The sequence below is a fragment of the Microbacterium sp. MEC084 genome, assembly GCF_004514465.2.
GTDB lineage: Bacteria > Actinomycetota > Actinomycetes > Actinomycetales > Microbacteriaceae > Microbacterium.
In genome coordinates this window covers 1-23,451 of record NZ_MYFP02000019.1, presented here as the reverse complement: position 1 = coordinate 23,451, position 23,451 = coordinate 1, and the positions used below count along the sequence as shown (strand labels likewise).

Sequence of the window (23,451 nt, the reverse complement as noted above, 5' to 3'; positions counted from 1 at the left end):
CGGCGGGGATCACGTCAGACGCGGCGGCGCTTGGGCGGGCGGCAGCCGTTGTGCGCCTGCGGCGTCACGTCCTGGATCGAACCGACCTCGAGACCAGCGGCCTGCAGCGAGCGGATCGCGGTCTCGCGGCCCGAGCCCGGGCCCTTCACGAAGACGTCGACCTTCTTGACGCCGTGCTCCTGGGCCTGGCGGGCGGCCGACTCGGCCGCCATGCCGGCCGCGTACGGCGTCGACTTGCGCGAGCCCTTGAAGCCCACGCCACCGGCCGAGGTCCAGCTGATGACGGCGCCGGACGGGTCCGTGATCGAGACGATCGTGTTGTTGAACGTCGACTTGATGTGGGCCTGGCCCACGGCGATGTTCTTCTTCTCCTTGCGGCGCGGCTTGCGCGCAGCGGTCTTGGGTGCAGCCATGTTGTTCTCCTAAACCGAACCGCGCTTAGCGGGCCTTCTTCTTGCCGGCGACGGTGCGCTTCGGACCCTTGCGCGTGCGCGCGTTGGTCTTGGTGCGCTGACCGCGGACCGGGAGGCCGCGGCGGTGGCGGAGACCCTCGTACGAGCCGATCTCGACCTTGCGACGGATGTCGGCGGCGACCTCGCGGCGCAGATCACCCTCGACCTTGTAGTTGCCCTCGATGTAGTCACGGAGCGCGACGAGCTGGTCGTCGTTCAGGTCCTTGACGCGGATGTCGGGGCTGATGCCAGTGGCGGCGAGGATCTCGTTCGAACGAGTGCGTCCAACGCCGTAGATGTACGTGAGGGCGATCACCACGCGCTTGTCGCGCGGGATGTCGACGCCGGCAAGACGTGCCATGCGACTTTCTCCTGAGTGTTGTTGGAGGTGTGGAGCAGGATCGGTGCCCGGGCCTCCGCCCCGAGGTGTCCCCCGCTGTCGCGGGTTCTGATCCTGCCTAGTGATGTCCTCGGTCGTTGAGCGAGCGAAGCGAGTCGAAACGGCTCGACGCCACCCTCGGCGAGGGGTCGATGTTGAGTTGTGTGCTGCGAGAGACGGGGCCCCGAGGGGCCCGCATCAGCCCTGGCGCTGCTTGTGGCGCGGGTTGCTCTTGCAGATGACCATGACGCGGCCGTGGCGACGGATCACCTTGCAGTGGTCGCAGATCGGCTTGACGCTGGGGTTGACCTTCATGATTCTTCTTTCGCTGTCTTCGTACCGCGCCCTCTCGGGCACGGCCGTTACTTCTCGACCGGCCTAGCGGTAGCGATAGACGATGCGGCCGCGCGTGAGGTCGTAGGGGCTGAGCTCCACGACCACGCGGTCCTCGGGGATGATCCGGATGTAGTTCTGCCGCATCTTCCCGGAGATCGTGGCGAGGACCTTGTGACCGTTGGTCAGCTCGACGCGGAACATCGCGTTGGGCAGAGCCTCGGTGATCACACCCTCGATCTCGATGACACCGTCTTTCTTCGCCATAGACTCGCTTTGCTTGTGCAGACCGGTCGGTCTGCGGTGGGTGGATTCGGTGCCGGAGATGCGGTCGCGGCGACACGCCGAAACAGGCGCAAGGCACCAAAGATCTATGTTAGGCGACGCCGGGCGTGTCGGCAACCTCGGCGTGTCGCGCGGTGGTAGGCCGCACCGCGCTCAGCGCACCCGGGAGGCGATGTCGGCCTCCGGGTCGCCCGTGAGGGCGACGAACTCGCCGTTCAGGAGCACGGTGGGCGTGCCGATCCCCTGCGCGCCCGGCTGCACCGGCGTCTCCTCCGTGATCTGCGTCACGTAGTCGCGGTACTCGCCGTCGGCGATGCACGACTCCGCATCGCCCGCACCGGCATCGGCCGCGTAGCCGATGAGCTGCTCGTCCGTGAGACCGGTCGAGCCCTCGGCGGGCTGGTTCGCGTAGAGCGACTCGAAGAACGGGTACACGGCATCCGGGTTCGCGTCGGCGACGCAGTACGTCGCGGCCGCCGCGCGCGTGGAGTACTCGGTGCCCTGCGAATAGCGGTCGAGGATCGAGATCGGATGCAGGTTGAGCGTGAGTTCCCCCGCCGCGACGAGGTCGCGCACGGTCTCGCCGTAGATGTCGTTGAAGTCGCCGCAGATCGGGCACATGAAGTCGACGTACTCGTCCAGGACGTCGTCGCCCTCGCCGATGGAGATCGCGCCCGTCCGCGTGTCGACCACGGCGGAGCCGGGCGACTCGGCGGGGGCCGTCGCCTGGTTGCTCATCCAGACCGCGATGCCGCCGACGGCCACGAGCAGCACGACCACGGCCGCCGAGATCCAGATCGCGAGCCAGTTGGTCCGCTTCGTGGTCATCGGATCTCCTTCATGTCCTGGCGAGGCTGGGAGCGTTTCGACTCCGCTTCGCTCCGCTCAACGACCGATCGGAACCGGCACGACGCCGAACGGCGCGAGGCCGGCCGCACCGCCGTCGGGTGCCGTGAGCACCCAGATGCCTCCATCGTGCACGGCGACGCTGTGCTCCCAGTGGGAGCCGTCCGAGCCGTCGACCGTCGAGACGGTCCAGTCGTCGTCCTCCACGAACGTCTCGTCCGATCCGGAGGTCATCATCGGCTCGATGCACACCGCCAGCCCGGGCTTGATCTCGGCCCCCGGGTCCGACGTCCGGTAGTTGAAGATCGACGGCGCCTCGTGCATCTTCCTGCCGATGCCGTGGCCGACGTACTCGCGCAGGATCCCCGCGGGCTCCCCCGAGTGCGACAGCGGGTTCGCCTCGATGTAGTCCTGGATCGCGGCGCTGACCTCGCCGAGGCGCTTCGCCGACGCGAGCGCGGCGATGCCGGCCCACATCGACCCCTCGGTCACACGCGACAGCTCCTCGCGCCGCGCGACCACGTCGGGACGCTCGGGGTCCGGGATCACGACGGTGATCGCCGAGTCGCCGTTCCAGCCGTCCGAAGTCTCGGCCCCGCAGTCGATCGACACGATGTCACCCGGCTGCAGCGGCACATCCGTCGGGATGCCGTGCACGACGGCCTGGTTGACCGAGGCGCAGATCGTGTGCCGGTAGCCGCGCACCAGCTGGAAGTTGGAGCGCGCGCCGCGCTCGGTGATCACGCGGTTCGCCGCGGCGTCGAGCTCGAGCGTGGTCGCGCCGGGGCGGATCAGCGGGCGCACGGCCTCGAGCGCGGCGGCCGTGATGAGGCCGGGCTCGACCATCGCGCGCAGCTGCGCGGGGGTCTTGTAGATCGACTTGCGGAACACGTGCGGGAGGACGGCGCAGGTCAGACCGCGGCCGTGCGCACGAGGCCGCGCGCCTCGAGCGCCGCGAGGATCCGCTCGGTGATCTCGTCGAGGCTGCCGACGCCGTCGATCGTCTCGACGATGCCGCGCTCGCCGTACACCGCGAGGAGCGGCGCGGTCTGGCGCTCGTAGATGTCGAGGCGGTGCGCGATGGCCTCCTCGGTGTCGTCCGAGCGGCCCTGCTCCCCGGCCCGCAGCGCGATCCGCTTGAGGCTCTCCTCGCGCGGGACCGCGAGCTCGATCACGGCGTCGAGCGACTCGCCCCGCTCGGCGAGGAACTCGTCGAGGTGGTGCAGCTGCGCGATGTTGCGGGGGTAGCCGTCGAGCAGGAAGCCGTCGGCCGCGTCGGGCTGCGACAGGCGGTCGCGCACGATCTCGCCGGTCAGCTCGTCCGACACGAGGTCGCCGGCGTCGGTGATCGCCTTGACCTTCAGGCCGAGCTCCGTGCCCTCCTTGATGTTGGCGCGGAAGATGTCGCCGGTCGAGATCTCGGGGATGCCGTACGCCTCGGCGATCCGCACGCCCTGCGTGCCCTTGCCCGAGCCCTGGGGTCCGACGATCAGGAGACGGGTGGAGGTCATCGGAGGAGCCCTTCGTAGTGGCGCTGCTGCAGCTGCGCGTCGATCTGCTTGACGGTCTCGAGGCCCACGCCGACGATGATCAGGATCGAGGCGCCGCCGAACGGGAAGTTCTGGTTGGCGCCCACGGTCGCGAGCGCGATCAGCGGGATCAGGGCGATGAGACCGAGGTAGATCGAGCCGGGCAGCGTGATGCGCGTGAGCACGTAGTCGAGGTACTCCGCGGTGGGACGTCCCGCGCGGATGCCGGGGATGAAGCCGCCGTACTTCTTCATGTTGTCGGCGACGTCGACCGGGTTGAACGTGATGGCCACGTAGAAGTACGTGAAGCCGATGATCATCAGGAAGTAGAGGGCCATGTACAGCGGGTGGTCGCCCGTGGTCAGGTACGTGGAGATCCACGTCACCCACTCCGGGGGCAGGGTGCCGTCGGCCGGGGTGTTGAACTGCGCGATGAGCGCCGGGATGTACAGCAGCGACGAGGCGAAGATGACGGGCACGACGCCGGCCATGTTGACCTTGATCGGGATGTAGGTGTTGGTTCCGCCGTACGTGCGGCGGCCCACCATCCGCTTCGCGTACTGGACCGGGATGCGGCGCTGCGACTGCTCGACGAACACGACGAGCGCCACGACGAGCACGCCGACCGCCATCACGAGCAGGAAGATCTCGAAGCCGCGGGCCTGCCAGATGGCGCCCATGGCGGCGGGGAAGGTCGCGGCGATCGACGTGAAGATCAGCAGCGACATGCCGTTGCCGATGCCGCGCTCGGTGACGAGCTCGGCGAACCACATGATGAGGCCGGTGCCGGCGGTCATCGTGATGATCATGAGCAGCTGGGCCCACCACACGTCGTTGACGAGCAGCTGCGTGCACTCCGGGATGCCCGTCACGCCGAACAGCTGGCCGGTGCGGGCGACGGTCACGAGGGTGGTCGACTGCAGCAGCGCGAGCGCGATCGTGAGGTAGCGCGTGTACTGCGTCAGCTTCGCCTGGCCCGACTGGCCCTCCTTGTAGAGGGTCTCGAAGTGCGGGATCACGACGCGGAGCAGCTGCGTGATGATCGTCGCCGTGATGTACGGCATGACGCCGAGCGCGAAGATCGACAGCTGCAGCAGCGCGCCGCCGGAGAAGAGGTTGACGAGCGAGAGCAGTCCGTCAGTGCCCGACGTCTGGTCGATGCAGCTCTGGACGTTCGGGAAGTTCACGAACGGAGCCGGCACGTGCGCGCCGAAGCGGTAGATCGCGATGATCGCGAGGGTGAATCCGATCTTCCGCCGCAGATCCGGCGTGCGGAAGATCCGCGCGATGGCGCTGAACAAGGACGTGCCTCCCGGGGAATGAGACGGGCCCGCGAGGGCGGGACCGGCCTCCAGGCTAACGCAAGGGGCCGGAAGCGATCGCTTCCGGCCCCTTGACGTGGGTTACTTGACGCTGCCGCCGGCCGCGACGATCTTCTGCTCAGCCGAGCCGGAGACCTTGTCGACGGTCACGTTCAGGGCCACGGCGATGTCGCCGCCACCGAGAACCTTGACCTTCTCGTTCTTGCGGACCGCGCCCTTGGCCACCAGGTCGGCGACGGTCACGTCGCCACCCTGCGGGTAGAGCTCCGCGAGCTTGTCCAGGTTCACGACCTGGTACTCGACGCGGAACGGGTTCTTGAACCCGCGCAGCTTCGGGGTGCGCATGTGCAGCGGCATCTGGCCACCCTCGAAGCCGGGGCGGACGCTGTAGCGCGCCTTGGTGCCCTTGGTGCCTCGACCGGCCGTCTTGCCCTTCGAGCCCTCACCGCGACCGACACGGGTCTTCGCGGTGTTGGCGCCCGGGACCGGACGGAGGTGGTGGACCTTCAGCACGCCGGGGCGCTTGGCCTCGGCGGCGGTGTTCTTCTCGGCCTTGTCGGCCGCGGCCTTCTTCTCAGCCATCAGTCGATCTCCTCAACCTTCACGAGGTGAGCGACGGCCTTGACGTAACCGCGCGTCTGCGCGTCGTCCGGACGGACGACCGAGTCGCCGATCCGCTTCAGGCCGAGGCTGCGCAGCGTGTCACGCTGGTTCTGCTTCTCGCTCACCTTGGACTTGGTCTGCGTCACCTTCAGACGAGCAGCCATCAGACACCTGCCTTCGCAGCAGCGGCGGCCTCGGCCTCCGCACGGACCAGACGCGCGGGGGCGACCTGGTCGAACTCGAGGCCACGACGCGCGGCGACCGCACGGGGCTCCTCGAGCTGCTTCAGGGCCTCCACCGTCGCGTGCACGATGTTGATCGTGTTCGACGAGCCGAGCGACTTCGACAGCACGTCGTGGATGCCGGCGCACTCGAGCACGGCGCGCACGGGGCCACCGGCGATGACACCGGTACCCGCGGACGCCGGGCGGAGCATGACGACACCGGCCGCGGCCTCACCCTGCACGGGGTGCGGGATGGTGGCGCCGGCGCGGGGCACGCGGAAGAAGTTGCGCTTCGCGTCCTCGACGCCCTTCGAGATCGCCAGGGGCACCTCGCGGGCCTTGCCGTAGCCGACACCGACCACGCCGTTGCCGTCGCCGACGACCACGAGAGCGGTGAAGCTGAAGCGACGACCACCCTTCACGACCTTCGACACGCGGTTGATCGTGACGACGCGCTCCAGGAACTGGCTGTCGGCGCCACGGTCGTTGCGGTCACGGCCGCCACGGCCCTGGCCGCGCTCACCGCGTCCGCCGCGGCGGTCGCCGCGCTCGGTGCGCTGCTCGGTCTGCGCCTGCTCGGCGCCGGCCTCGGGGGCCTCGGTGGTCACTTCGGTCTCCTTGTTGTCACTCACAGGTTCAGCCCCCCTTCGCGGGCGCCCTCGGCGATCGCGGCGACACGACCGGCGTAGCGGTTGCCACCACGGTCGAACACCACGTCGGTGAACCCGGCGGCCTTGGCGCGCTCAGCGAGCAGCTCGCCGACCTTGCGGGCCTTGGCGGTCTTGTCGCCCTCGAAGCCGCGCAGGTCGGTCTCGAGTGTCGAGGCGGAGGCCACGGTGTGGCCCTTGCTATCGTCGACGAGCTGCACGAAGACGTGGCGCGCCGAACGGGTCACGACGAGACGAGGACGGGCCTCGGTGCCGACGACCTTCTTGCGGAGGCGAACGTGACGGCGCGTACGCGCGGCCGACTTCGACTTCACAGCCATGATTACTTACCAGCCTTTCCGGCCTTGCGACGCACGACCTCGCCGGCGTAGCGCACACCCTTGCCCTTGTACGGCTCGGGCTTGCGGATCTTGCGGATGTTGGCGGCGGTCTCACCGACGGCCTGCTTGTCGATGCCGCTCACCGTGAGCTTGTTGTTGCCCTCGACGGTGAACGTGATGCCGGCCGGCGGCTCGACGGTCACGGGGTGCGAGAAGCCCAGAGCGAACTCGACGGCCGAGCCCTTCTGCGCGACGCGGTAACCGGTGCCGACGACCTCGAGGCCCTTGGTGTAGCCCTGGGTCACGCCGATGATGTTGTTGTTGATCAGGGTGCGCGTGAGACCGTGCAGCGAGCGCGAGGCGCGCTCGTCGTCGGGGCGGGTGACGAGAACCTGGTTCTCCTCGACCTTGACCTCGATGGGCTTGGCCACGGTGAGCGCGAGCTCGCCCTTGGGGCCCTTCACGGCAACCTGCTGCCCGTCGACCGTCACGGTGACGCCGGCGGGGATGTCAATGGGAAGACGTCCGATACGCGACATGAGGGATCACCACACGTAGGCGAGAACTTCTCCGCCCACGCCCTTCTGCTCAGCCTGACGGTCGGTGAGAAGACCGGAGGAGGTGGACAGGATGGCGACGCCGAGTCCGCCGAGCACGCGGGGCAGCTCGGTCGACTTCGCGTACACGCGGAGGCCGGGCTTCGAGACGCGCTTGATGCCGGCGATCGACCGCTCGCGGTTCGGGCCGTACTTGAGGGTCATCGTGAGGGTCTTGCCGACGCGCGCGTCGGTCTCCTCCCACGCCGCGATGTAACCCTCCTGCTTGAGGATCTCCGCGATGTGCGTCTTCAGCTTGCTCGACGGCAGCGACACGGTGTCGTGGTGCGCCGAGTTCGCGTTGCGCAGACGGGTCAGCATGTCTGCGACCGGGTCTGTCATCGTCATATGACGTGTCCTTTGTTCATGAGGTTTCGGCTGCCGGTCCACGACAGACGACCTTCGATGATCGATCCGTATTCAGTTGTGCTTCGCGCGGCTCCGCCGCCGGCCGAGAAGATCCCGACCGGCGGCGGAACACAAACGCTCGATCTTACCGCAGACCGACCTGAGAGATGTCTCAGGCCTGCTGGTCGTCGGCGCGGAACGGGAAGCCGAGGTGGCGCAGGAGCGCCCGGCCCTCGTCGTCCGACTTCGCGGTGGTGACCACCGTGATGTCGAAGCCGCGCACGCGGTCGATCTTGTCCTGGTCGATCTCGTGGAACACGGACTGCTCCTGGAGACCGAAGGTGTAGTTGCCGTTGCCGTCGAACTGCTTGCCCGACAGACCGCGGAAGTCGCGGATGCGGGGCAGGGCGAGCGAGATCAGGCGGTCCAGGAACTCCCAGGCGCGGTCGCCACGGAGCGTGACGTGGGCGCCGATGGGCTGGCCCTCGCGCAGCTTGAACTGCGCGATCGACTTCTTCGCCTTGGTGACGACGGGCTTCTGACCGGTGATCGCGGTGAGGTCGGCGACCGCACCCTCGATGACCTTGGAGTCGCGAGCTGCCTCGCCGACACCCGTGTTGACGACGACCTTGACCAGGCCAGGGATCTGCATGACGTTCTCGTAGCCGAACTCGTCCTGCAGCTTCTGGCGGATCTGGTCGCGGTAGACCTGCTTCAGGCGCGGCTGGATTTTGCCAGCCTGCGCGTCAATGGTGCTCACTGTCAGATGTCCTTACCCGACTTCTTCGCGTAGCGAACGCGAACAGTCTTCTTGACGCCGTCCTTGACCTGCTCCTCGACGCGGAAGCCGACGCGGGTCGGCTTCTTCGTCTCGGGGTCGACGAGCGCGACGTTGGAAATGTGGATGGGGGCCTCGTACGTCTCGATGCCACCGGTCTTCGTGCCGCGCTGGGTCTGGCCGATCCGGTTGTGCTTCGTGATGTAGTTGACGCCCTCGACGACGACGCGCTGGCCGCCGTCCACGACCTCGAGCACCTTGCCCTGCTTGCCGCGGTCGCCGCCGCGGTCCTGCTTGGCGCCGGTGATGACCTGGACGAGGTCGCCCTTCTTGATCTTCGCCATTGCTTACAGCACCTCCGGGGCGAGCGAGACGATCTTCATGAACTTGCGGTCACGAAGCTCGCGGCCGACCGGGCCGAAGATGCGGGTGCCGCGGGGCTCCCCGTCGTTCTTCAGGATCACGGCGGCGTTCTCGTCGAACTTGATGTACGAGCCGTCAGCGCGGCGCGTCTGCTTCACGGTGCGGACGACGACCGCCTTGACGACGTCGCCCTTCTTGACGTTGCCGCCCGGGATCGCGTCCTTGACCGTCGCGACGATGGTGTCGCCCACGCCGGCGTAACGGCGGTTCGAACCACCGAGGACGCGGATCGTGAGCAGCTCCTTCGCGCCGGTGTTGTCGGCGACCTTGAGGCGGGACTCGGTCTGAATCACTTGGCCTTCTCCAGAATCTCAACCAGGCGCCAGCGCTTGGTCGCGCTCAGCGGACGGGTCTCGTTGATGAGCACGAGGTCGCCGATGCCGGCGGTGTTCTGCTCGTCGTGCGCCTTGAGCTTCTTGGTGCGACGGATGACCTTGCCGTAGAGGGGGTGCTTAACGCGGTCCTCGACCTCGACGACGATCGTCTTGTCCATCTTGTCGCTCACGACGTAGCCGCGGACCGACTTGCGGTAGCCACGGGCGTCCGCGTCGCGGACGTCGTGCTCGGCGTGCTCGCCGACCTTCTTCTCGGTGGCCATCACTCAGCCTCTCCCTCGGCGACCGAAGTCTCGTCCGACTTCTTCGCCTTACTCTTCTTGGCCTTCACCTCGGCCGGAGCGGGCGTGGCACGGATGCCGAGCTCGCGCTCACGGATGACGGTGTAGAGCCGCGCGATGTCGCGCTTGACGGCGCGGATGCGGCCGTGGCTCTCGAGCTGGCCGGTGGCCGACTGGAAGCGCAGGTTGAACAGCTCCTCCTTGGCCTTGCGCAGCTCCTCGACGAGGCGCTGGTCCTCGAACGTGTCGAGCTCGCTCGTGGCGAGCTCCTTGGTGCCGATCGCCATTACGCGTCGCCCTCCTCGCGCTTGATGATGCGTGCCTTGAGAGGCAGCTTGTGAATGGCACGGGTCAGGGCCTCACGAGCGAGCTGCTCGTTGACGCCGGCGACCTCGAAGAGGACGCGACCCGGCTTGACGTTGGCGACCCACCACTCCGGCGAGCCCTTACCCGAACCCATGCGGGTCTCGGCGGGCTTCTTCGTGAGCGGACGGTCGGGGTAGATGTTGATCCACACCTTGCCGCCGCGCTTGATGTGACGCGTCATGGCGATACGAGCGGACTCGATCTGACGGTTCGTCACGTACGCGGGCGTGAGGGCCTGGATGCCGAACTCACCGAAGGAGACCTTGGTGCCACCCGTCGCCGCGCCATCCCGCTTGGGGTGGTGCTGCTTGCGGTACTTGACCTTGCGGGGGATGAGCATTACGCCGAAGCTCCTTCCGCGACCGGCGCCTGCGCGTCGTCACGACGCGGGCCACGGCGGCCGCCACGATCGCGGTCGCGGGCCGGCTTCATGTTGGCCTGCTCGCGCGCGAGTTCCTTGTTGGTGAGGTCGCCCTTGTAGATCCAGACCTTCACGCCGATGCGGCCGAAGGTGGTCTTGGCCTCGTAGAAGCCGTAGTCGATGTTCGCGCGCAGCGTGTGCAGCGGCACACGACCCTCGCGGTAGAACTCCGAACGGCTCATCTCCGCACCGCCGAGGCGGCCCGAGACCTGGATCCGGACGCCCTTGGCGCCGGCGCGCTGGGCGCCCTGCAGGCCCTTGCGCATCGCGCGGCGGAAGGCCACGCGGGCGCTGAGCTGCTCGGCGACGCCCTGGGCGACGAGCTGAGCGTCGGCCTCGGGGTTCTTCACCTCGAGGATGTTCAGCTGGATCTGCTTGCCGGTGAGCTTCTCGAGCTCGCCGCGGATGCGCTCGGCCTCCGCGCCACGACGACCGATCACGATGCCCGGGCGGGCCGTGTGGATGTCGACGCGGACGCGGTCACGCGTGCGCTCGATCTCGATGCGGCTCACGCCGGCACGGTCGAGGTTCGTCTGCAGCAGCTTGCGGATCTTGATGTCCTCGGCCACGTAGTCGGCGTACCGCTGACCCGGCTTCGTCGAGTCCGAGAACCAGCGCGAAACGTGGTCCGTGGTGATGCCGAGGCGGAAGCCGTAGGGGCTGACTTTCTGTCCCATTACTTGCTCGCCTTCTTCTTGTCGGCGTCAGCGGTCTCCGCGACCGCCGGCGTCGAGAGCACGACCGTGATGTGGCTCGTGCGCTTCTTGATCTGGAACGCGCGGCCCTGGGCACGGGGCTGGAAACGCTTGAGCGTCGTGCCCTCGTCCACGTAGGCGTTCGCCACGAACAGGTCCTGCTCGTCCAGGTACTCGCCGTCCTTGTCGGCCTTGACCTGCGCGTTGGCCATGGCCGACGCGACGAGCTTGTAGATCGGCTCGGAAGCCGCCTGCGGCGCGAACTTCAGGATCGCGAGCGCCTCCTGGGCCTGCTTGCCCTTGATGAGCGCGACGACACGACGAGCCTTCTGAGGGGTCACGCGGATGTGTCGCACGCGTGCGATGGACTCCACCATTTCTTCTCCTCTTGCGTCACCGCGGTCAGCGGCGACGGCCCTTCTTGTCGTCCTTCTCGTGGCCGCGGAAGGTGCGGGTGGGCGCGAACTCGCCCAGCTTGTGGCCGACAAGCGTCTCGGTGACGAACACCGGGATGTGCTTGCGACCGTCGTGCACGGCGATCGTGTGGCCGAGCATGGCCGGGATGATCATCGAGCGACGCGACCAGGTCTTGATCACGTTCTTGGTGCCGGCTTCGTTCTGCGAGACCACCTTGCGCAGCAGGTGCTCGTCGACGAAGGGGCCCTTCTTCAGACTGCGGGGCATCTTCTTTACTCCTACTTGCGCTTCTTGCCGGCGTTACGGCGACGCACGATGAGCTTGTCGCTTTCCTTGTTGGCGTGACGGGTGCGGCCCTCAGGCTGACCCCACGGGGTGACCGGGTGACGGCCACCGGAGGTCTTGCCCTCACCACCACCGTGCGGGTGGTCGACCGGGTTCATGGCGACACCGCGGACGGTCGGGCGGACGCCCTTCCAGCGCTTGCGGCCGGCCTTGCCCCAGTTGATGTTCGACTGCTCGGCGTTGCCGACCTCGCCGATCGTGGCGCGGCAGCGGGCGTCGACGTTGCGGACCTCACCCGACGGCAGACGGAGCTGCGCGTAGGGGCCGTCCTTGGCGACGAGACGCACCGCGGCGCCGGCCGAGCGCGCCATCTTCGCGCCGCCACCGGGGCGCAGCTCGATGGCGTGCACGACGGTACCGGTCGGGATGTTGCGCAGCGGCAGGTTGTTGCCGGGCTTGATGTCCGCGTTCGGACCCGACTCGACGACGTCGCCCTGCTGCAGCTTGTTCGGCGCGAGGATGTAGCGCTTCGTGCCGTCCACGTAGTGCAGGAGCGCGATGCGCGCCGTGCGGTTGGGGTCGTACTCGATGTGCGCGACCTTCGCGTCGATGCCGTCCTTGTCGTTGCGACGGAAGTCGATCACGCGGTACTGGCGCTTGTGGCCACCACCGATGTGGCGCGTCGTGATGCGGCCCTGGTTGTTGCGGCCACCCGTCTTGGCGAGCGGGCGGAGCAGCGACTTCTCAGGCGTCGACCGGGTGATCTCGGCGAAGTCTGCCACCGACGAGCCGCGGCGACCGGGGGTCGTGGGCTTGTAGTTGCGAATAGCCATGTTCTCTCTTCCTCCCCGACCGTCAGCCGACTGCCGTGAAGATGTCGATGGTGCCCGACTTGAGCGTGACGATGGCGCGCTTGGTGTCCTTGCGCTTGCCGATGCCGAAGCGGGTGCGGCGGGCCTTGCCGACGCGGTTGATCGTGTTGACCGAAGCCACCTTGACGCCGAAGATCTTCTCGATCGCGAGCTTGATCTCGGTCTTGTTCGAGCGGGGGTCCACGATGAACGTGTACTTGCCCTCGTCGATGAGACCGTAGCTCTTCTCCGAGACGACCGGCTTCAGGATGACGTCGCGCGGGTCCTTCTGGACGGCGGTCATGCCGAGACCTCCTCAGTGGCGCCGGCCTTCTGCGCGATGAACGCGTCGATGGCGGCCTTGGTGAAGACGATGTCGTCCGAGACGAGCACGTCGTAGGCGTTCAGCTGGTCGGCCATCAGCACGTGCACGTAACCGAGGTTGCGCACGCTCAGGTAGCCGAAGTCGTCCTCGCGGTCGAGCACGACGAGCACGTTCTTGGCAGGCGACACCTTCGCGAGGAAGGAGGCGGCGGCCTTGGTCGAGGGCTCGGTCACACCGAACGACTCGACGACGTGGATGCGCTCGCCCCGCAGACGGTCGCTGAGCGCGCCCGCGAGGGCGGCGGCGATCATCTTCTTGGGGGTGCGCTGCGAGTAGTCGCGCGGCTTCGGGCCGTGGACGATGCCACCGCCGGTCATGTGCGGCGCGCGGATCGAGCCCTGACGGGCGTTGCCCGTGCCCTTCTGCTTGAAGGGCTTGCGGCCGGCGCCCGAGACCTCACCGCGACGCTTGGTCGAGTGGGTGCCCTGGCGAGCCGCGGCGAGCTGCGCGACGACGACCTGGTGGATCAGCGGGATGTTCGTCTTGACGTCGAACACCGAGGCGGGCAGCTCGACCGAGCCGGCCTTCTTGCCGTCGATGCCCAGAACGTCGAGAGCGAGAGTCGAGTCAGCCATCTAACTCAGGCCCCCTTCACAGCGTTGCGGACGTACACGGTGCGGCCGCGCGCGCCGGGGACGGCGCCCTTGACGAGCAGCAGACCCTTCTCGGCGTCGACGGCGTGAACCGTGAGGTTGAGGACGGTCACGCGCTCGGCGCCCATACGGCCGGCCATGCGCATGCCCTTGAAGACGCGGCTCGGGGTCGACGAGGCGCCGATCGAACCGGGCTTGCGGTGGTTGCGGTGCGCACCGTGCGAAGCCGAGACGCCCTTGAAGTTGTGGCGCTTCATGACACCCGCGGTGCCCTTGCCCTTGCTCGTGCCGACGACGTCGACGAGCTGGCCGGCCTCGAAGGTGCCGTCGACCGTGAGCTCCTGGCCCAGCGAGTACTCGGCGGCGTCGGCCGTGCGGATCTCCGCGAGGTGACGGCGGGGCGTGACGCCCGCGGCCTCGAAGTGGCCCGAGAGCGGCTTGTTGACCTTGCGCGGGTCGATCGCGCCGGCGGCGATCTGGATGGCCGAGTAGCCGTCCTTCTCCGCCGTGCGGACCTGCGTGACCACGTTCGGCGCGAGCTCGATCACCGTGACGGGGATGAGCTTGCCGTTCTCGTTCCACACCTGGGTCATGCCGAGCTTGGTGCCCAGCAGGCCCTTCGAAATCTTGTTGTTGATGTCAGCCATGTCGATCCCCAGCCTCAGAGCTTGATCTCGATGTTGACGTCGGCCGGAAGGTCGAGACGCATGAGCGAGTCGACGGCCTTCGGCGTCGGGTCCACGATGTCGATGAGGCGCTTGTGGGTGCGCATCTCGAAGTGCTCGCGGCTGTCCTTGTACTTGTGGGGCGAACGGATCACGACGACCACGTTCTTCTCGGTCGGAAGGGGCACCGGGCCCACGACCTGAGCACCCGCACGGGTGACCGTGTCGACGATCTTGCGCGCCGACGTGTCGATGACCTCGTGGTCATACGACTTCAGGCGAATGCGGATCTTCTGTCCCGCCATTTGTCTGCTCACTCTCTTTACGCGTCGTACCTCACGGGCATTGGACGCACGTACCCTCCGGATACCCTTCGGGCTGACCCCTATGGGTCGTGTTCACATGTCAGTCCACGCGCGCAGAGCAACCTCTGCGAGGTGGGTGTGTGATTTCGTTCTCCTGCCCGCGGCCCAGACCTTCAGGTCTGTGCACTGCCCTGGCAGTGATCCCGCGCAGTCCTCCCGAGGGAGCGCACGCAGGAATGTGGAACTTGTCTATTCTGCCACCCCGGGCGGCACGAGAGCAACCCGGGCGTGTCGCGCGAGATCCCGCGGAATCACGCGGGTCTCGGGAGGGCGTTCGGCACCCTCCCAGCAAGGCGGAGGAGAGGCCTCGGAGAGGCTGGCGGCCCGCCCTCAGTGCAGAACGCGACGGTAGATCGGTCGATAGTCGAGGTCGCGCCGCCGCTCGCCGATCTTCTTCGCCGGCACGCCTCCGACGATCGCGTATGGCTCCACATCCCTTGAGACGACGGCGCCGGCGGCGACCACGGCGCCTTCGCCGATCGTGACGCCGGGAAGCACAGTCACCCGAGTGCCCAGAAAGACGTAGTCGTGGATCACAACCGGCGTCCGGCGCCCGGCGAAGTCGAACGACTGGACATCGTGGTCAGCGGTGAGGATGATGCAGTCAGCGGAGATGGACACACGATTTCCGATCGTCAGACCGCCACGGGAATCGAGCCGACAGTTCTGGTTGATGGTCGTGTCGTCGCCGATGACGAGGCCCCGGGCGATGTCGGTCCACGCACCCAGGTGTATCGAGGATCCGCGCCCGATCCTGTAGTGCATCAGCTTGCGATAGAAGCCGAGCCGCACCCAGTGAAGCGGCACGTGGCTGATCACGTGATTGGAGGCGTACACACGCAGCTCGAGCCACCACGCCTTGAGGAACCGCACGAGACGAGAGCCTAGCGTGAACCTCACGCGCGGGCTTCCACTCGCTCGCGCCGATGATCGAGCGACTGCCCCGCCTCCCTCAACGCGAGCCGCACCACAGCTCCGATCAGGACCGCGATCGCCATCGTGGCAGCGTCGAGACGCCACCAGTATCCGAAGGCGAAGGCCGCAGCGCCCAGTGCCACAAGGCCACCCCAGGAGGGTGCCGTGATCCACGCTGACTTCTGTGCGGCCGCCTGGCGGTATACCTGCAGCTGCCACTGGTCGTTGAGCGCCTGGGCGATGCACAGCAAGACCAGCGGCACCATCAGTCCGCCGTACGTGGGGCCGAGAAGCTGCTCCTGCCAGAGACCGATCGCAGTGATCACGGCCGTGGAGGTGACGCACGAAGAGACGAGCGCGATCAGGCGCACGCGGCCGGTGCGTGCCGAGCCGCCCTCTTCCGACACCGCGAAACGGCCGTACAAGACCGTATTCAGCGCCTGGGTCAGACCACCGGACGCGTTGGCGACAGTCGACGCGACCGCATAGATACCGAGGGTGGCCGAGCTTGCGAAGATGGCCAACACAACTTGGTCCATTCGCCACGCCACGCCGTCGACGACGGTTGACGACCACATCGAGAGGCTGAATCGCCACGGGGTCTTCTTGGCGTCGGTACGCGCGAGAACCCCGAAGGAGCTGACAACACCGACGAGCGAGCCCGCCAGCTGCCCGATCAGAGAGATGACGAAGGCCAGCTCAAGCGTCAGAGCACCCAAGAGGAAAGCGACGATGTATCCCAGTGACGGCAGGATGACGTTGAAGACGCGACTCAGGTTGTATACGCCCAGCCGCGACGTGAGAAGAAGACGCTCTACGCCGATCTGGTAGACACCCGTGAGGGCAAGCACGACGCTGGCGATGCGGATGGCACCCGCCACCCACGCATCACCACCGGACAGAATCTCCGCAGCCGCGAAGCACGCGAGCGCAGAGAGTATGCCCAGTGCGCCGACGAGCACCACTGCCTGTCTCGACGCCGAAGCCTCTCGGCTGTCCTGCACCGCGACGCCGCGCGGCAACCCCAGGAACGCGACGAACCCCATGACCTGGATGGCCGCGAACGCCGCAGCCAGCTGCCCACGTCCGCTGGCTCCGAGTGCCATTGCGAGCATCGGGGCGGAAAGGACACTGAGCGCGAGGCCCGCGTAGGTCACGCCGGCCAGCGCGAGAACCTGACGGCTCCTGCCGAGCAGCCGGCGCGCGCTGGCCACACGGCTCATGAGGCGCCCCCTGCCATTACCGGCCCTGCCGGATATCGCCGGTCACGTCCGCGAGGAGGCGTGTCCACCGGGACATGTGAGCATCCCAGCCGAACTCTCGAAGGCCGAGGTCGCGGGCGGCCCTCTTCAGCCGAGCGAGCTCCTCGACGCTCCCGCTCAGCTCCACCGCACGACGCACGAGCGCCTCCGTGTCGCCCGCCGGTACGAGCGCGAGGGCCTCCGGGGAGAAGATCCGGGGATCAGTGTTGACACCGTCAGTGGTGAGGATCGCGCTGCCCGCCATCAGCGCGTTGACCACCGTCGTGCGACGCGCTGACACGCCGTCGGAGTACGGCGCGACGAACAGGTCAGCAGCGCAGACCAGGTTCCAGGCGTCGGAACGGCTGACGTACCCCCACGCCTCCACCCGGGGACTATGGGACTGCAGCCCACCGACCGCGATCACGCGTGCCTGTACGCCCGCGTCGGCGAGGCCGTCAGCGACGGCGGCCAGCGAATCAGCGCCCTTCGTCGGGTCGTCGACGCCCATGGATGCCACGAGGAGTACACCGTCCGGCACTCCTCGAGCGTTGCGCCACGCCGCATCGATCGGCTCGTCGGAGAGCGTCGGCGGCACCGAGATCGCGTTGATGCGTCGTCGCCACCAAGGCAGCAGGCGCACGAGCCGGGATCGGCGCGACTCGATGGTCACGATGAACGAGCGCGAACGGGCGATGAGAGCAATGACCGCGAGACGCTGAGCGACGCCCCACGGAGCCCTCAGGAGGGACTCGCGCCAGGGCGAGTAAAGCTCGTGACCATAGACCAGCAGGGGCACGCGATGCAAGGACACCAAGGCCACAAGAAGAGACGTGACGGGCAGGCCCGGACCGCGCTTGTTGAAGGAGTACGGGCCGTACTGCACGACGACCGCGTCGGGCCCGAACTCCTTCAGCAGGCGGTGGAACCATCCGAACGAACGGAGGGACCACGGCCCTTCGAAGGTGCGCGCGTCAGGCTCCTCCGCATTGCCGCCTTCCTTCGTGACCACCTGGACCACGGCACCGCGGTGCCGCAGTTCTGCGACAAATCGCTTCGTGTAATCGGAGGTGCCCCCGTGGCGAGGGGGATAGTGCGGGGTCAGTACGAGAACTCTCATGTCTCCTCGGGTGCCGCGAGATCGGTGGCCTCCACGCACCGCCGACCGGAGCGAAGACAGCCGCCTCAACACTAATTGAACGACTGACGCACCCACGCGCGTTCCACTGGACCCGCACGGAGCCCTACGGCGGGGTCAGTACCAATTCACGGCCTGCGAGTGACCCCACGCCGCGCAGGGGGTGCCGTAGGCGCGCGAGATGTAGTCGAGGCCCCACGTGATCTGCGTCGTGGCGTTCGTGGCCCAGTCCGACGCGACCGTCGCCATCTTGTCTCCGGGCAGCGACTGCGGGATGCCGTAGGCGCCGCTCGAGGGGTTCATGGCCTGGTAGTTCCAGCCGGACTCCTTGTTCCAGAGCGACACGAGGCAGCTGAACTCGCCGGCGCCCCAGCCGTAGACCTCGGCCGCCATGCGCTCGGCGATCGCCTGGGCGCCCGCGGGCGTGTTCGCGGCGGCGAGGGCCTCGGCCGCCTGGCGCTCCTCCTCGGCCTTGCGCGCGGCCTCCTCCTCGGCCTTGCGAGCGGCCTCCTCGGCGGCGCGGCGGGCCTCCTCCTCGTCCTCGCGCACGAGGGCGGCCGTCTGGGCCACGAGGTCCTGCGTGGCGTGCTCGGTCTCGACGGCCTCGCCGCTGATCACGACGGCCGGCAGCTTCTCGTAGTCGCTGAGCTCGTCCAGCTTCGCGCGGAGCTTGCTCGTGTCGGCCTCGGCGTGCGCCTGGGCCAGCGCCTTCTCGGCCCGGTCGAGCGCGGCCTCGGCCACGGCGGCGGCCGTGGCGTCGTCCGCGCCCTGAGTCGGCTCGGCGACGGTGCGCGCGCCCGGCGGCGGCGCGGTCGCCGCCACGGCGGCGGTGCCCGACAGCATCAGGCCTGCGGCCACAGCGACGCCGAGCAGGCGGCGACGCTGACGGGCGCGGCGCTCGCGACGCAGCAGGGCCAGGTGGTTGGGACGCGGGAACGGGGTGAGCAGGGGTGTTTCGGGTGTGTTGTGCGACATACCTTGCGTTTCGTTCGGGTACGTCCGCACTCGCCGTGCGCGCACGGGAGGCGCGCCACGCGGCGGGCCTTCGGGTGGCGGCCGCGGCGAATGGGGACCCCCTACCGTTACCGACTGGTCTGGACGACCCGTGGGCGTTACCTGTTCGTTACCTGGATCCGCCCGCCCTCCGCTCGTCCGGGTACGCGACGACGCCCCCGCCCGGTGAGGGCGGAGGCGTCGGAAGCCGGCTGCTTACTCGTCGCCGACGGCGCCGTCGACGTTGTCGCGGATCTGGTCGATCTGCGCGTCCAGGCCGTCCGGCAGAACGCCCTTGGCGAAGTCCGTGACCTTGTCCAGGACCGAGTCGCTGACGCCCTCGGCCTCCGCGCTCTGGAGCGCGTCCTGGAGCTTGTCCTTGTTCTGCTCGAAGAGTTCCTTGCCCTGGTTCACGAGATCGTCGAAGCCCATGATTTCCCCTCCCAAAGGGTTCGGTGCGTCCGCAGCTCGGACGCGTCGCCGCCATTGTGTCAGGCGGACGCGCGGCGGGGAACCCATCCAGCGGGAGTGGCGACGCACGGCGTCATGGGCAGGACTGCCCGCGAGGCCGGCGGCCGGCGCGTCAGGCGACGGTGTCGCCGGGCATGAGCGCGGCCTTACCGGTCTTGAACAGGATCACGATGTCGCCCATCACGCTCCAGTTCTCCACGTAGGAGAGGTCGAGGCGGACGCTGTCGTCCCACGACAGCTTCGACCGGCCGGACACCTGCCAGAGGCCGGTGATGCCGGGCTTGACGAGGAACCGGCGGTGCACGTGGTCCGCGTACTGGTCCACCTCGCGCTGCAGCGGCGGGCGGGGACCCACGAGCGACATGGAGCCGCCGATCACGTTGAACAGCTGCGGCAGCTCGTCGAGGCTGTACTTCCGCATGATGCGGCCCACCGGCGTGACGCGGGGGTCGTTGCGCATCTTGAACAGCACCGAGTTGCCCATGTCCTGCATGTCGAGCAGCGACGCGAGCTGCTTGTCCGCGTCGGCGACCATCGAGCGGAACTTGAGCATCTCGAACTCGCGTCCGTGCCGTCCGACGCGCTTCTGGCGGTAGATGATCGGCCCCTTCGAGGTGCCCCACACGAGCACCGCGAGCACGAGGAACACGGGGCTGAGCAGCACCACCAGAAGAGATGCGCAGAAGAGGTCCATCATCCGCTTGACGAACCGCTGCCCCGAGGAGAACCGCGGCGTCTCGACGTGCATCAGTGGAAGCCCGGAGACCGGCCGCATGTGGAGTCGCGGACCGGCGATGTCCGTGATGCTCGGGGCGAGGACCAGGTGCTGGCGCCCGGACTCGAGCGCCCACGAGATCTCCTTGACCCGCTGCGGACCGATCGCGTCGGTGCTCGTGATCACGACTGTGTCCGCACCTGTCACGCTGATCGCACGCTCGATCGAGTCAACGCTGCCCATGACCGGGACGTCGGTGCCCGCCAGCTCGGCCGCCACCCGGCCGGTCGGGATGCACGCGCCGACCACGTGGTACCCGGCGCCGCTCGCGCGCTTAAGCTCCCGGGCCATGTGAGCCACGCTCGCCTCGGATCCCACGAGCAGCACGTTGGCGGAGTACTCTCCCCTCGCGCGCCGACGGCGTAGCCAGAACCGCCAGAGGTATCGCTCGGCGATGAGGAGGAATACGCCGAGCGGCAACGCGATGAACAGATAGCCCCGGGCGATCTCGACCCCCAGCGCGAACGCGACGATGGCGATGACGCCGAACAGCATGAAGCTGCTGTCGAAGATCCGGCGATACTCCTCTGCACCGACCCCCACTACTCGCTCCGAGCGCGTGTCATTCAGCGCGAGCACCAACATCCAGAGCGACACGATGAGCGCGGACAGGAACGAATAGGACGACAATCCGGGCCACGTGGGAATCGGCATCGGAATATTCGCGTGCAAGCCCAGCCAGCTGAACTGGGTGCCGAAGACCACGACCAGGATCACGAAAAGGTCAGTGATCCTAAGCATCCGGGCATAGCGCTTGCGCCAGTCGAATCGAGGTCTGGACGCACCGGCGACAACGGGAATGCCTCCGCTCGCAGTCCGCACGACAGCTGGGAACGGCGAGGGTGCACGACGGGCCGGAGCATCGCCCGACGCGCCCACCCTTGCCTGACCGGCACTCGTGATCTCGGTTGTCAAGCCCAAAGCCTCCTGTTGCCGTCGACCGGCGACCGTGGCAGTCTACTCCGCTCGCAGAATACGCGCCGGGGAAGCACTACCCGCGCCACCACGCCAGATACGGCAGCTGCGGCGCCCTTCGGTCACCGCCCCCGGCAGCCCTCGGACGAGGTCGAGTACGGCGTCTTGTTGATCATCGGGGTCGATCGGATCTCCAACGGGCCGTACTCGGCTTCGGGACCAGCGAATGTCGCCGACACGGTCGCCGCCTCACCTGGCGCCAGATTCGTCTCGAACCAGGCCACCGGGCGCTCCAGGTCCGTCACATCGTCACGGACGACGCGAACATCGCGACCATCCACGGATACGGACTCCACCGCAGTGCCGGGAGGGCCGTAGACGTAGACCTGAGTACGGAACTGCGCGGAACCCCACCGGCCGCTCCTGATGTACTGAGGGAGCATGTCGGCCTCGGCCTGAGAGAGGTCGAGCTTGAGCGTGGGCTGGACCGTGAAGAACCGCATTCCATCGCTGCATCGCTCGGAGAGGTCGATCGCCGAGCTCATGTAGTAATCGATCTTTGACGTCGACTCATCCCGGAAGTACACGCCCGCAGTCGTGGTGACAGTGTTGTCGTTCGGCAGGATCCCCGATACCCGCAACGGCGCGATCTCACGTTGGATCCGCTCGTCTGTGCTGTAGAACATGATGTTTCCCTCATCGATGCCCTCACGCAGAGCCCAGGCCATGTCCTGCAGATCGAACGCGCCTGTCGCCACCTTCTCGAACACCAGGCCTGCAACCCCCGCGAAGAACGCGTCTACGAGCGGCGCCTCTTCGTATGATCCCCACCGCATATAGATGTCGTGCAGGAGCAGATCGACAGCGTTGGACTCGTTCAACTCGTCACCGGTGGGCAGCGCAATGGGCCCGGTAGCACGTAGGACCCGGGCGAGCGCGATCGGATCAATCGAGACGACGCCATCTATCCGGTCATCAGAGATGTCGCGCTGCCACCACCCGATCAGGATGTTCGCCATCGTAGGGAAGTCAGGTCGGCTGGCTGACGTATTGATGTGATCGATCAGATAGTTGCTGTACAGGTCGATCGCGCTTCTGGGGACGTCCGCATCGACTGCCTGTCCTGTGGCGTACGAGCCGCTGTTCGCCTGGCTCCGCAGCGAGAGCGCGCCGTTGTCCACCGCAACTAGTGTCTGCGCTGCCGCGGATCCCCCCAGCCCCACAGCCTCGGCGTTGTTCTGAAAGACCAGGAGATAGTTGCGCGGCCCTTCGGCACCCAACATCGGCGGCGCAAGTTCCATGACCGGCGCCATGGTCGCCATCACGTCGGCAACCCCCGAAACCCCGTCCCGGACCGGGCCGATCAACGTGCTTGAGCGTGTGGCTCCCTGTAGTTCGCTGGCGAGCAGGGAGATGCGAGCACCGGTCCGCTCCGTCACATCGAGCAGACGCTGGACCACCGATCCGTCAGAGCCGCTGACCAGCGGCTCCGCAACCTGACGCGCCAATACATCCACAGACTCCGAGGCGAGCCTCACCGCTCGGAGGTTCTCGCCAAGAAATGGCAGAACCTCGAACATCCGCCAGATCGGGTCGGCCGCTGCCTCCGCGGCGCGGGCGGAGTGACTCGTTAGAACCTCGACCCCTTCGGTCACGCTGACGCGGTCCGCCTGGACGTCAGCAATGACGGCGCGACTCGCCTCGAGTTCGTTCTTCACGGTCACGGCCCGGAGGGCGACCCACCCGATTGCGCCCACCGTGACGGCCAAGAGAACCAGCGCGGTCAGACCGATGAGTCGCCGTCGTGTCCGGGCTCGACTCCGCCTGTGGAGACTGCCGGCCTGGCGACCCCGTCGAGCCCGCCTCGACGAGTGAACGAGCTGATCGGCGGGGGAATGAGGCATTCCGTCATGGTACGAGATGCCGCTGAGCCCAGCCCACGGGAGCCCTCGTGGCGCGCGACTCCCGCGCCGTGGGTCAAGGTGCGCTTAGGGCATGTCTGACAATTGCCGGGTCCAGGCGATGACGGCGTTGAGGATGACAGCGGCCCGGTAGGTGATCGCGAGTTTGTCGTAGCGGGTGGCGAGTCCTCGCCATTGCTTGATGTGGCAGTAGCGGCGCTCGATGACGTTGCGGCCCTTGTAGTCGGCGGCGTCGAGGCCGACGGGGCGTCCGCCGCGTGAGCCGCGGCGCTTGCGGTGGCCTTGCTGGTCGGACGGCTCGGGGATCACGGCCTTG

At 67.6% G+C, this 23,451-nt stretch carries 35 protein-coding genes and 1 pseudogene; all 36 read right to left on the bottom strand.

What is annotated here, in order from left to right; genetic code table 11:
* Positions 1-14: 14 nt before the first annotated feature.
* Positions 15-413, bottom strand: a complete 399-nt coding sequence (rpsK, locus tag B5M43_RS12745) for a 30S ribosomal protein S11 (protein ID WP_055992206.1) — start codon at positions 411-413, stop codon at positions 15-17.
* 25 nt (positions 414-438) lie between these two features.
* The gene (gene rpsM / locus B5M43_RS12740) at positions 439-813 is read right to left on the bottom strand and encodes a 30S ribosomal protein S13 (protein WP_134745963.1); all 375 of its coding nucleotides are present in this window, start codon (positions 811-813) and stop codon (positions 439-441) included.
* A 216-nt stretch (positions 814-1,029) separates the two neighbouring features.
* Positions 1,030-1,146 carry a 50S ribosomal protein L36 gene (gene rpmJ / locus B5M43_RS12735; RefSeq protein ID WP_005050492.1) on the bottom strand — a complete coding sequence of 39 codons (117 nt, stop codon included), beginning with the start codon at positions 1,144-1,146 and terminating at the stop codon, positions 1,030-1,032.
* Between the two features lie 63 nt (positions 1,147-1,209).
* Positions 1,210-1,431, bottom strand: a complete 222-nt coding sequence (gene infA / locus B5M43_RS12730) for a translation initiation factor IF-1 (protein ID WP_055992200.1) — start codon at positions 1,429-1,431, stop codon at positions 1,210-1,212.
* A gap of 171 nt (positions 1,432-1,602) precedes the next feature.
* Positions 1,603-2,277, bottom strand: a complete 675-nt coding sequence (locus tag B5M43_RS12725) for a thioredoxin domain-containing protein (RefSeq protein ID WP_134745964.1) — start codon at positions 2,275-2,277, stop codon at positions 1,603-1,605.
* 57 nt (positions 2,278-2,334) lie between these two features.
* Positions 2,335-3,141, bottom strand: coding sequence for a type I methionyl aminopeptidase (map, locus tag B5M43_RS12720; protein WP_230668087.1), 807 nt, complete (start codon positions 3,139-3,141; stop codon positions 2,335-2,337).
* 65 nt (positions 3,142-3,206) lie between these two features.
* Positions 3,207-3,806, bottom strand: coding sequence for an adenylate kinase (locus tag B5M43_RS12715; RefSeq protein WP_134745966.1), 600 nt, complete (start codon positions 3,804-3,806; stop codon positions 3,207-3,209).
* Entirely contained in the window at positions 3,803-5,125 is a 1,323-nt protein-coding gene (gene secY, locus B5M43_RS12710) for a preprotein translocase subunit SecY (RefSeq protein WP_134745967.1), read from the bottom strand. The genes B5M43_RS12715 and secY overlap by 4 nt, the downstream gene beginning before the upstream one ends.
* A gap of 102 nt (positions 5,126-5,227) precedes the next feature.
* Positions 5,228-5,728, bottom strand: a complete 501-nt coding sequence (rplO, locus tag B5M43_RS12705; RefSeq protein ID WP_134745968.1) for a 50S ribosomal protein L15 — start codon at positions 5,726-5,728, stop codon at positions 5,228-5,230.
* A complete protein-coding gene (rpmD, locus tag B5M43_RS12700) occupies positions 5,728-5,913 on the bottom strand; it encodes a 50S ribosomal protein L30 (RefSeq protein WP_055992188.1) in 186 nt (61 codons plus the stop codon). Before rpmD ends, rplO begins: the two co-directional genes overlap by 1 nt.
* Positions 5,913-6,605 carry a 30S ribosomal protein S5 gene (gene rpsE, locus B5M43_RS12695; protein ID WP_134745969.1) on the bottom strand — a complete coding sequence of 231 codons (693 nt, stop codon included), beginning with the start codon at positions 6,603-6,605 and terminating at the stop codon, positions 5,913-5,915. Before rpsE ends, rpmD begins: the two co-directional genes overlap by 1 nt.
* On the bottom strand, positions 6,602-6,961 hold the full coding sequence (gene rplR, locus B5M43_RS12690; RefSeq protein WP_055992182.1) for a 50S ribosomal protein L18: 360 nt from the start codon (positions 6,959-6,961) through the stop codon (positions 6,602-6,604). Before rplR ends, rpsE begins: the two co-directional genes overlap by 4 nt.
* Positions 6,962-6,963: 2 nt before the next feature.
* A complete protein-coding gene (gene rplF / locus B5M43_RS12685; RefSeq protein ID WP_055992180.1) occupies positions 6,964-7,500 on the bottom strand; it encodes a 50S ribosomal protein L6 in 537 nt (178 codons plus the stop codon).
* A gap of 6 nt (positions 7,501-7,506) precedes the next feature.
* The gene (gene rpsH, locus B5M43_RS12680) at positions 7,507-7,905 is read right to left on the bottom strand and encodes a 30S ribosomal protein S8 (protein WP_055992177.1); all 399 of its coding nucleotides are present in this window, start codon (positions 7,903-7,905) and stop codon (positions 7,507-7,509) included.
* A gap of 172 nt (positions 7,906-8,077) precedes the next feature.
* Positions 8,078-8,665, bottom strand: coding sequence for a 50S ribosomal protein L5 (gene rplE / locus B5M43_RS12675; protein WP_082543139.1), 588 nt, complete (start codon positions 8,663-8,665; stop codon positions 8,078-8,080).
* Between the two features lie 2 nt (positions 8,666-8,667).
* Positions 8,668-9,027 carry a 50S ribosomal protein L24 gene (gene rplX, locus B5M43_RS12670; RefSeq protein WP_055992171.1) on the bottom strand — a complete coding sequence of 120 codons (360 nt, stop codon included), beginning with the start codon at positions 9,025-9,027 and terminating at the stop codon, positions 8,668-8,670.
* A gap of 3 nt (positions 9,028-9,030) precedes the next feature.
* Complete coding sequence (gene rplN / locus B5M43_RS12665) at positions 9,031-9,399, bottom strand: 50S ribosomal protein L14 (RefSeq protein WP_055992168.1); 369 nt, start codon at positions 9,397-9,399, stop codon at positions 9,031-9,033.
* Complete coding sequence (gene rpsQ, locus B5M43_RS12660; RefSeq protein ID WP_055992166.1) at positions 9,396-9,704, bottom strand: 30S ribosomal protein S17; 309 nt, start codon at positions 9,702-9,704, stop codon at positions 9,396-9,398. The genes rplN and rpsQ overlap by 4 nt, the downstream gene beginning before the upstream one ends.
* The gene (rpmC, locus tag B5M43_RS12655; protein ID WP_134745970.1) at positions 9,704-10,009 is read right to left on the bottom strand and encodes a 50S ribosomal protein L29; all 306 of its coding nucleotides are present in this window, start codon (positions 10,007-10,009) and stop codon (positions 9,704-9,706) included. Before rpmC ends, rpsQ begins: the two co-directional genes overlap by 1 nt.
* The gene (gene rplP, locus B5M43_RS12650; protein WP_055992161.1) at positions 10,009-10,428 is read right to left on the bottom strand and encodes a 50S ribosomal protein L16; all 420 of its coding nucleotides are present in this window, start codon (positions 10,426-10,428) and stop codon (positions 10,009-10,011) included. Before rplP ends, rpmC begins: the two co-directional genes overlap by 1 nt.
* Entirely contained in the window at positions 10,428-11,186 is a 759-nt protein-coding gene (gene rpsC, locus B5M43_RS12645; RefSeq protein ID WP_055992158.1) for a 30S ribosomal protein S3, read from the bottom strand. The genes rplP and rpsC overlap by 1 nt, the downstream gene beginning before the upstream one ends.
* The gene (gene rplV / locus B5M43_RS12640) at positions 11,186-11,581 is read right to left on the bottom strand and encodes a 50S ribosomal protein L22 (protein ID WP_055992155.1); all 396 of its coding nucleotides are present in this window, start codon (positions 11,579-11,581) and stop codon (positions 11,186-11,188) included. The genes rpsC and rplV overlap by 1 nt, the downstream gene beginning before the upstream one ends.
* A gap of 25 nt (positions 11,582-11,606) precedes the next feature.
* Positions 11,607-11,888, bottom strand: coding sequence for a 30S ribosomal protein S19 (rpsS, locus tag B5M43_RS12635; RefSeq protein WP_055992152.1), 282 nt, complete (start codon positions 11,886-11,888; stop codon positions 11,607-11,609).
* 11 nt (positions 11,889-11,899) lie between these two features.
* On the bottom strand, positions 11,900-12,739 hold the full coding sequence (gene rplB, locus B5M43_RS12630; protein ID WP_055992148.1) for a 50S ribosomal protein L2: 840 nt from the start codon (positions 12,737-12,739) through the stop codon (positions 11,900-11,902).
* A gap of 22 nt (positions 12,740-12,761) precedes the next feature.
* The gene (gene rplW / locus B5M43_RS12625) at positions 12,762-13,061 is read right to left on the bottom strand and encodes a 50S ribosomal protein L23 (RefSeq protein ID WP_055992145.1); all 300 of its coding nucleotides are present in this window, start codon (positions 13,059-13,061) and stop codon (positions 12,762-12,764) included.
* Complete coding sequence (rplD, locus tag B5M43_RS12620; protein WP_055992142.1) at positions 13,058-13,717, bottom strand: 50S ribosomal protein L4; 660 nt, start codon at positions 13,715-13,717, stop codon at positions 13,058-13,060. Before rplD ends, rplW begins: the two co-directional genes overlap by 4 nt.
* A 5-nt stretch (positions 13,718-13,722) precedes the next feature.
* Positions 13,723-14,382 carry a 50S ribosomal protein L3 gene (gene rplC, locus B5M43_RS12615; RefSeq protein WP_134745971.1) on the bottom strand — a complete coding sequence of 220 codons (660 nt, stop codon included), beginning with the start codon at positions 14,380-14,382 and terminating at the stop codon, positions 13,723-13,725.
* Between the two features lie 14 nt (positions 14,383-14,396).
* Positions 14,397-14,705 (bottom strand): 30S ribosomal protein S10, encoded by a 309-nt coding sequence (gene rpsJ / locus B5M43_RS12610; protein ID WP_055992136.1) that lies wholly within the window; start codon positions 14,703-14,705, stop codon positions 14,397-14,399.
* 390 nt (positions 14,706-15,095) lie between these two features.
* Positions 15,096-15,638, bottom strand: a complete 543-nt coding sequence (locus tag B5M43_RS15455; RefSeq protein WP_230668070.1) for an acyltransferase — start codon at positions 15,636-15,638, stop codon at positions 15,096-15,098.
* 23 nt (positions 15,639-15,661) lie between these two features.
* Positions 15,662-16,903: a hypothetical protein gene (locus B5M43_RS12600; protein WP_134745972.1), complete on the bottom strand. Its 1,242-nt coding sequence runs from the start codon at positions 16,901-16,903 to the stop codon at positions 15,662-15,664.
* Between the two features lie 16 nt (positions 16,904-16,919).
* Positions 16,920-18,041, bottom strand: coding sequence for a glycosyltransferase family 4 protein (locus B5M43_RS12595; RefSeq protein WP_134745973.1), 1,122 nt, complete (start codon positions 18,039-18,041; stop codon positions 16,920-16,922).
* A 135-nt stretch (positions 18,042-18,176) separates the two neighbouring features.
* Positions 18,177-19,034: a phospholipase gene (locus B5M43_RS12590; protein WP_230668068.1), complete on the bottom strand. Its 858-nt coding sequence runs from the start codon at positions 19,032-19,034 to the stop codon at positions 18,177-18,179.
* A 234-nt stretch (positions 19,035-19,268) separates the two neighbouring features.
* Positions 19,269-19,484 carry an Rv0909 family putative TA system antitoxin gene (locus tag B5M43_RS12585; RefSeq protein ID WP_134745974.1) on the bottom strand — a complete coding sequence of 72 codons (216 nt, stop codon included), beginning with the start codon at positions 19,482-19,484 and terminating at the stop codon, positions 19,269-19,271.
* Positions 19,485-19,635: 151 nt separating this feature from the next.
* Entirely contained in the window at positions 19,636-21,015 is a 1,380-nt protein-coding gene (locus B5M43_RS12580; RefSeq protein ID WP_230668066.1) for a sugar transferase, read from the bottom strand.
* Between the two features lie 320 nt (positions 21,016-21,335).
* Positions 21,336-22,937, bottom strand: coding sequence for a DUF4012 domain-containing protein (locus tag B5M43_RS12575; protein ID WP_167626785.1), 1,602 nt, complete (start codon positions 22,935-22,937; stop codon positions 21,336-21,338).
* 264 nt (positions 22,938-23,201) lie between these two features.
* Positions 23,202-23,451 (bottom strand): annotated as a pseudogene (locus B5M43_RS12570) (IS5/IS1182 family transposase); the annotation flags it as partial.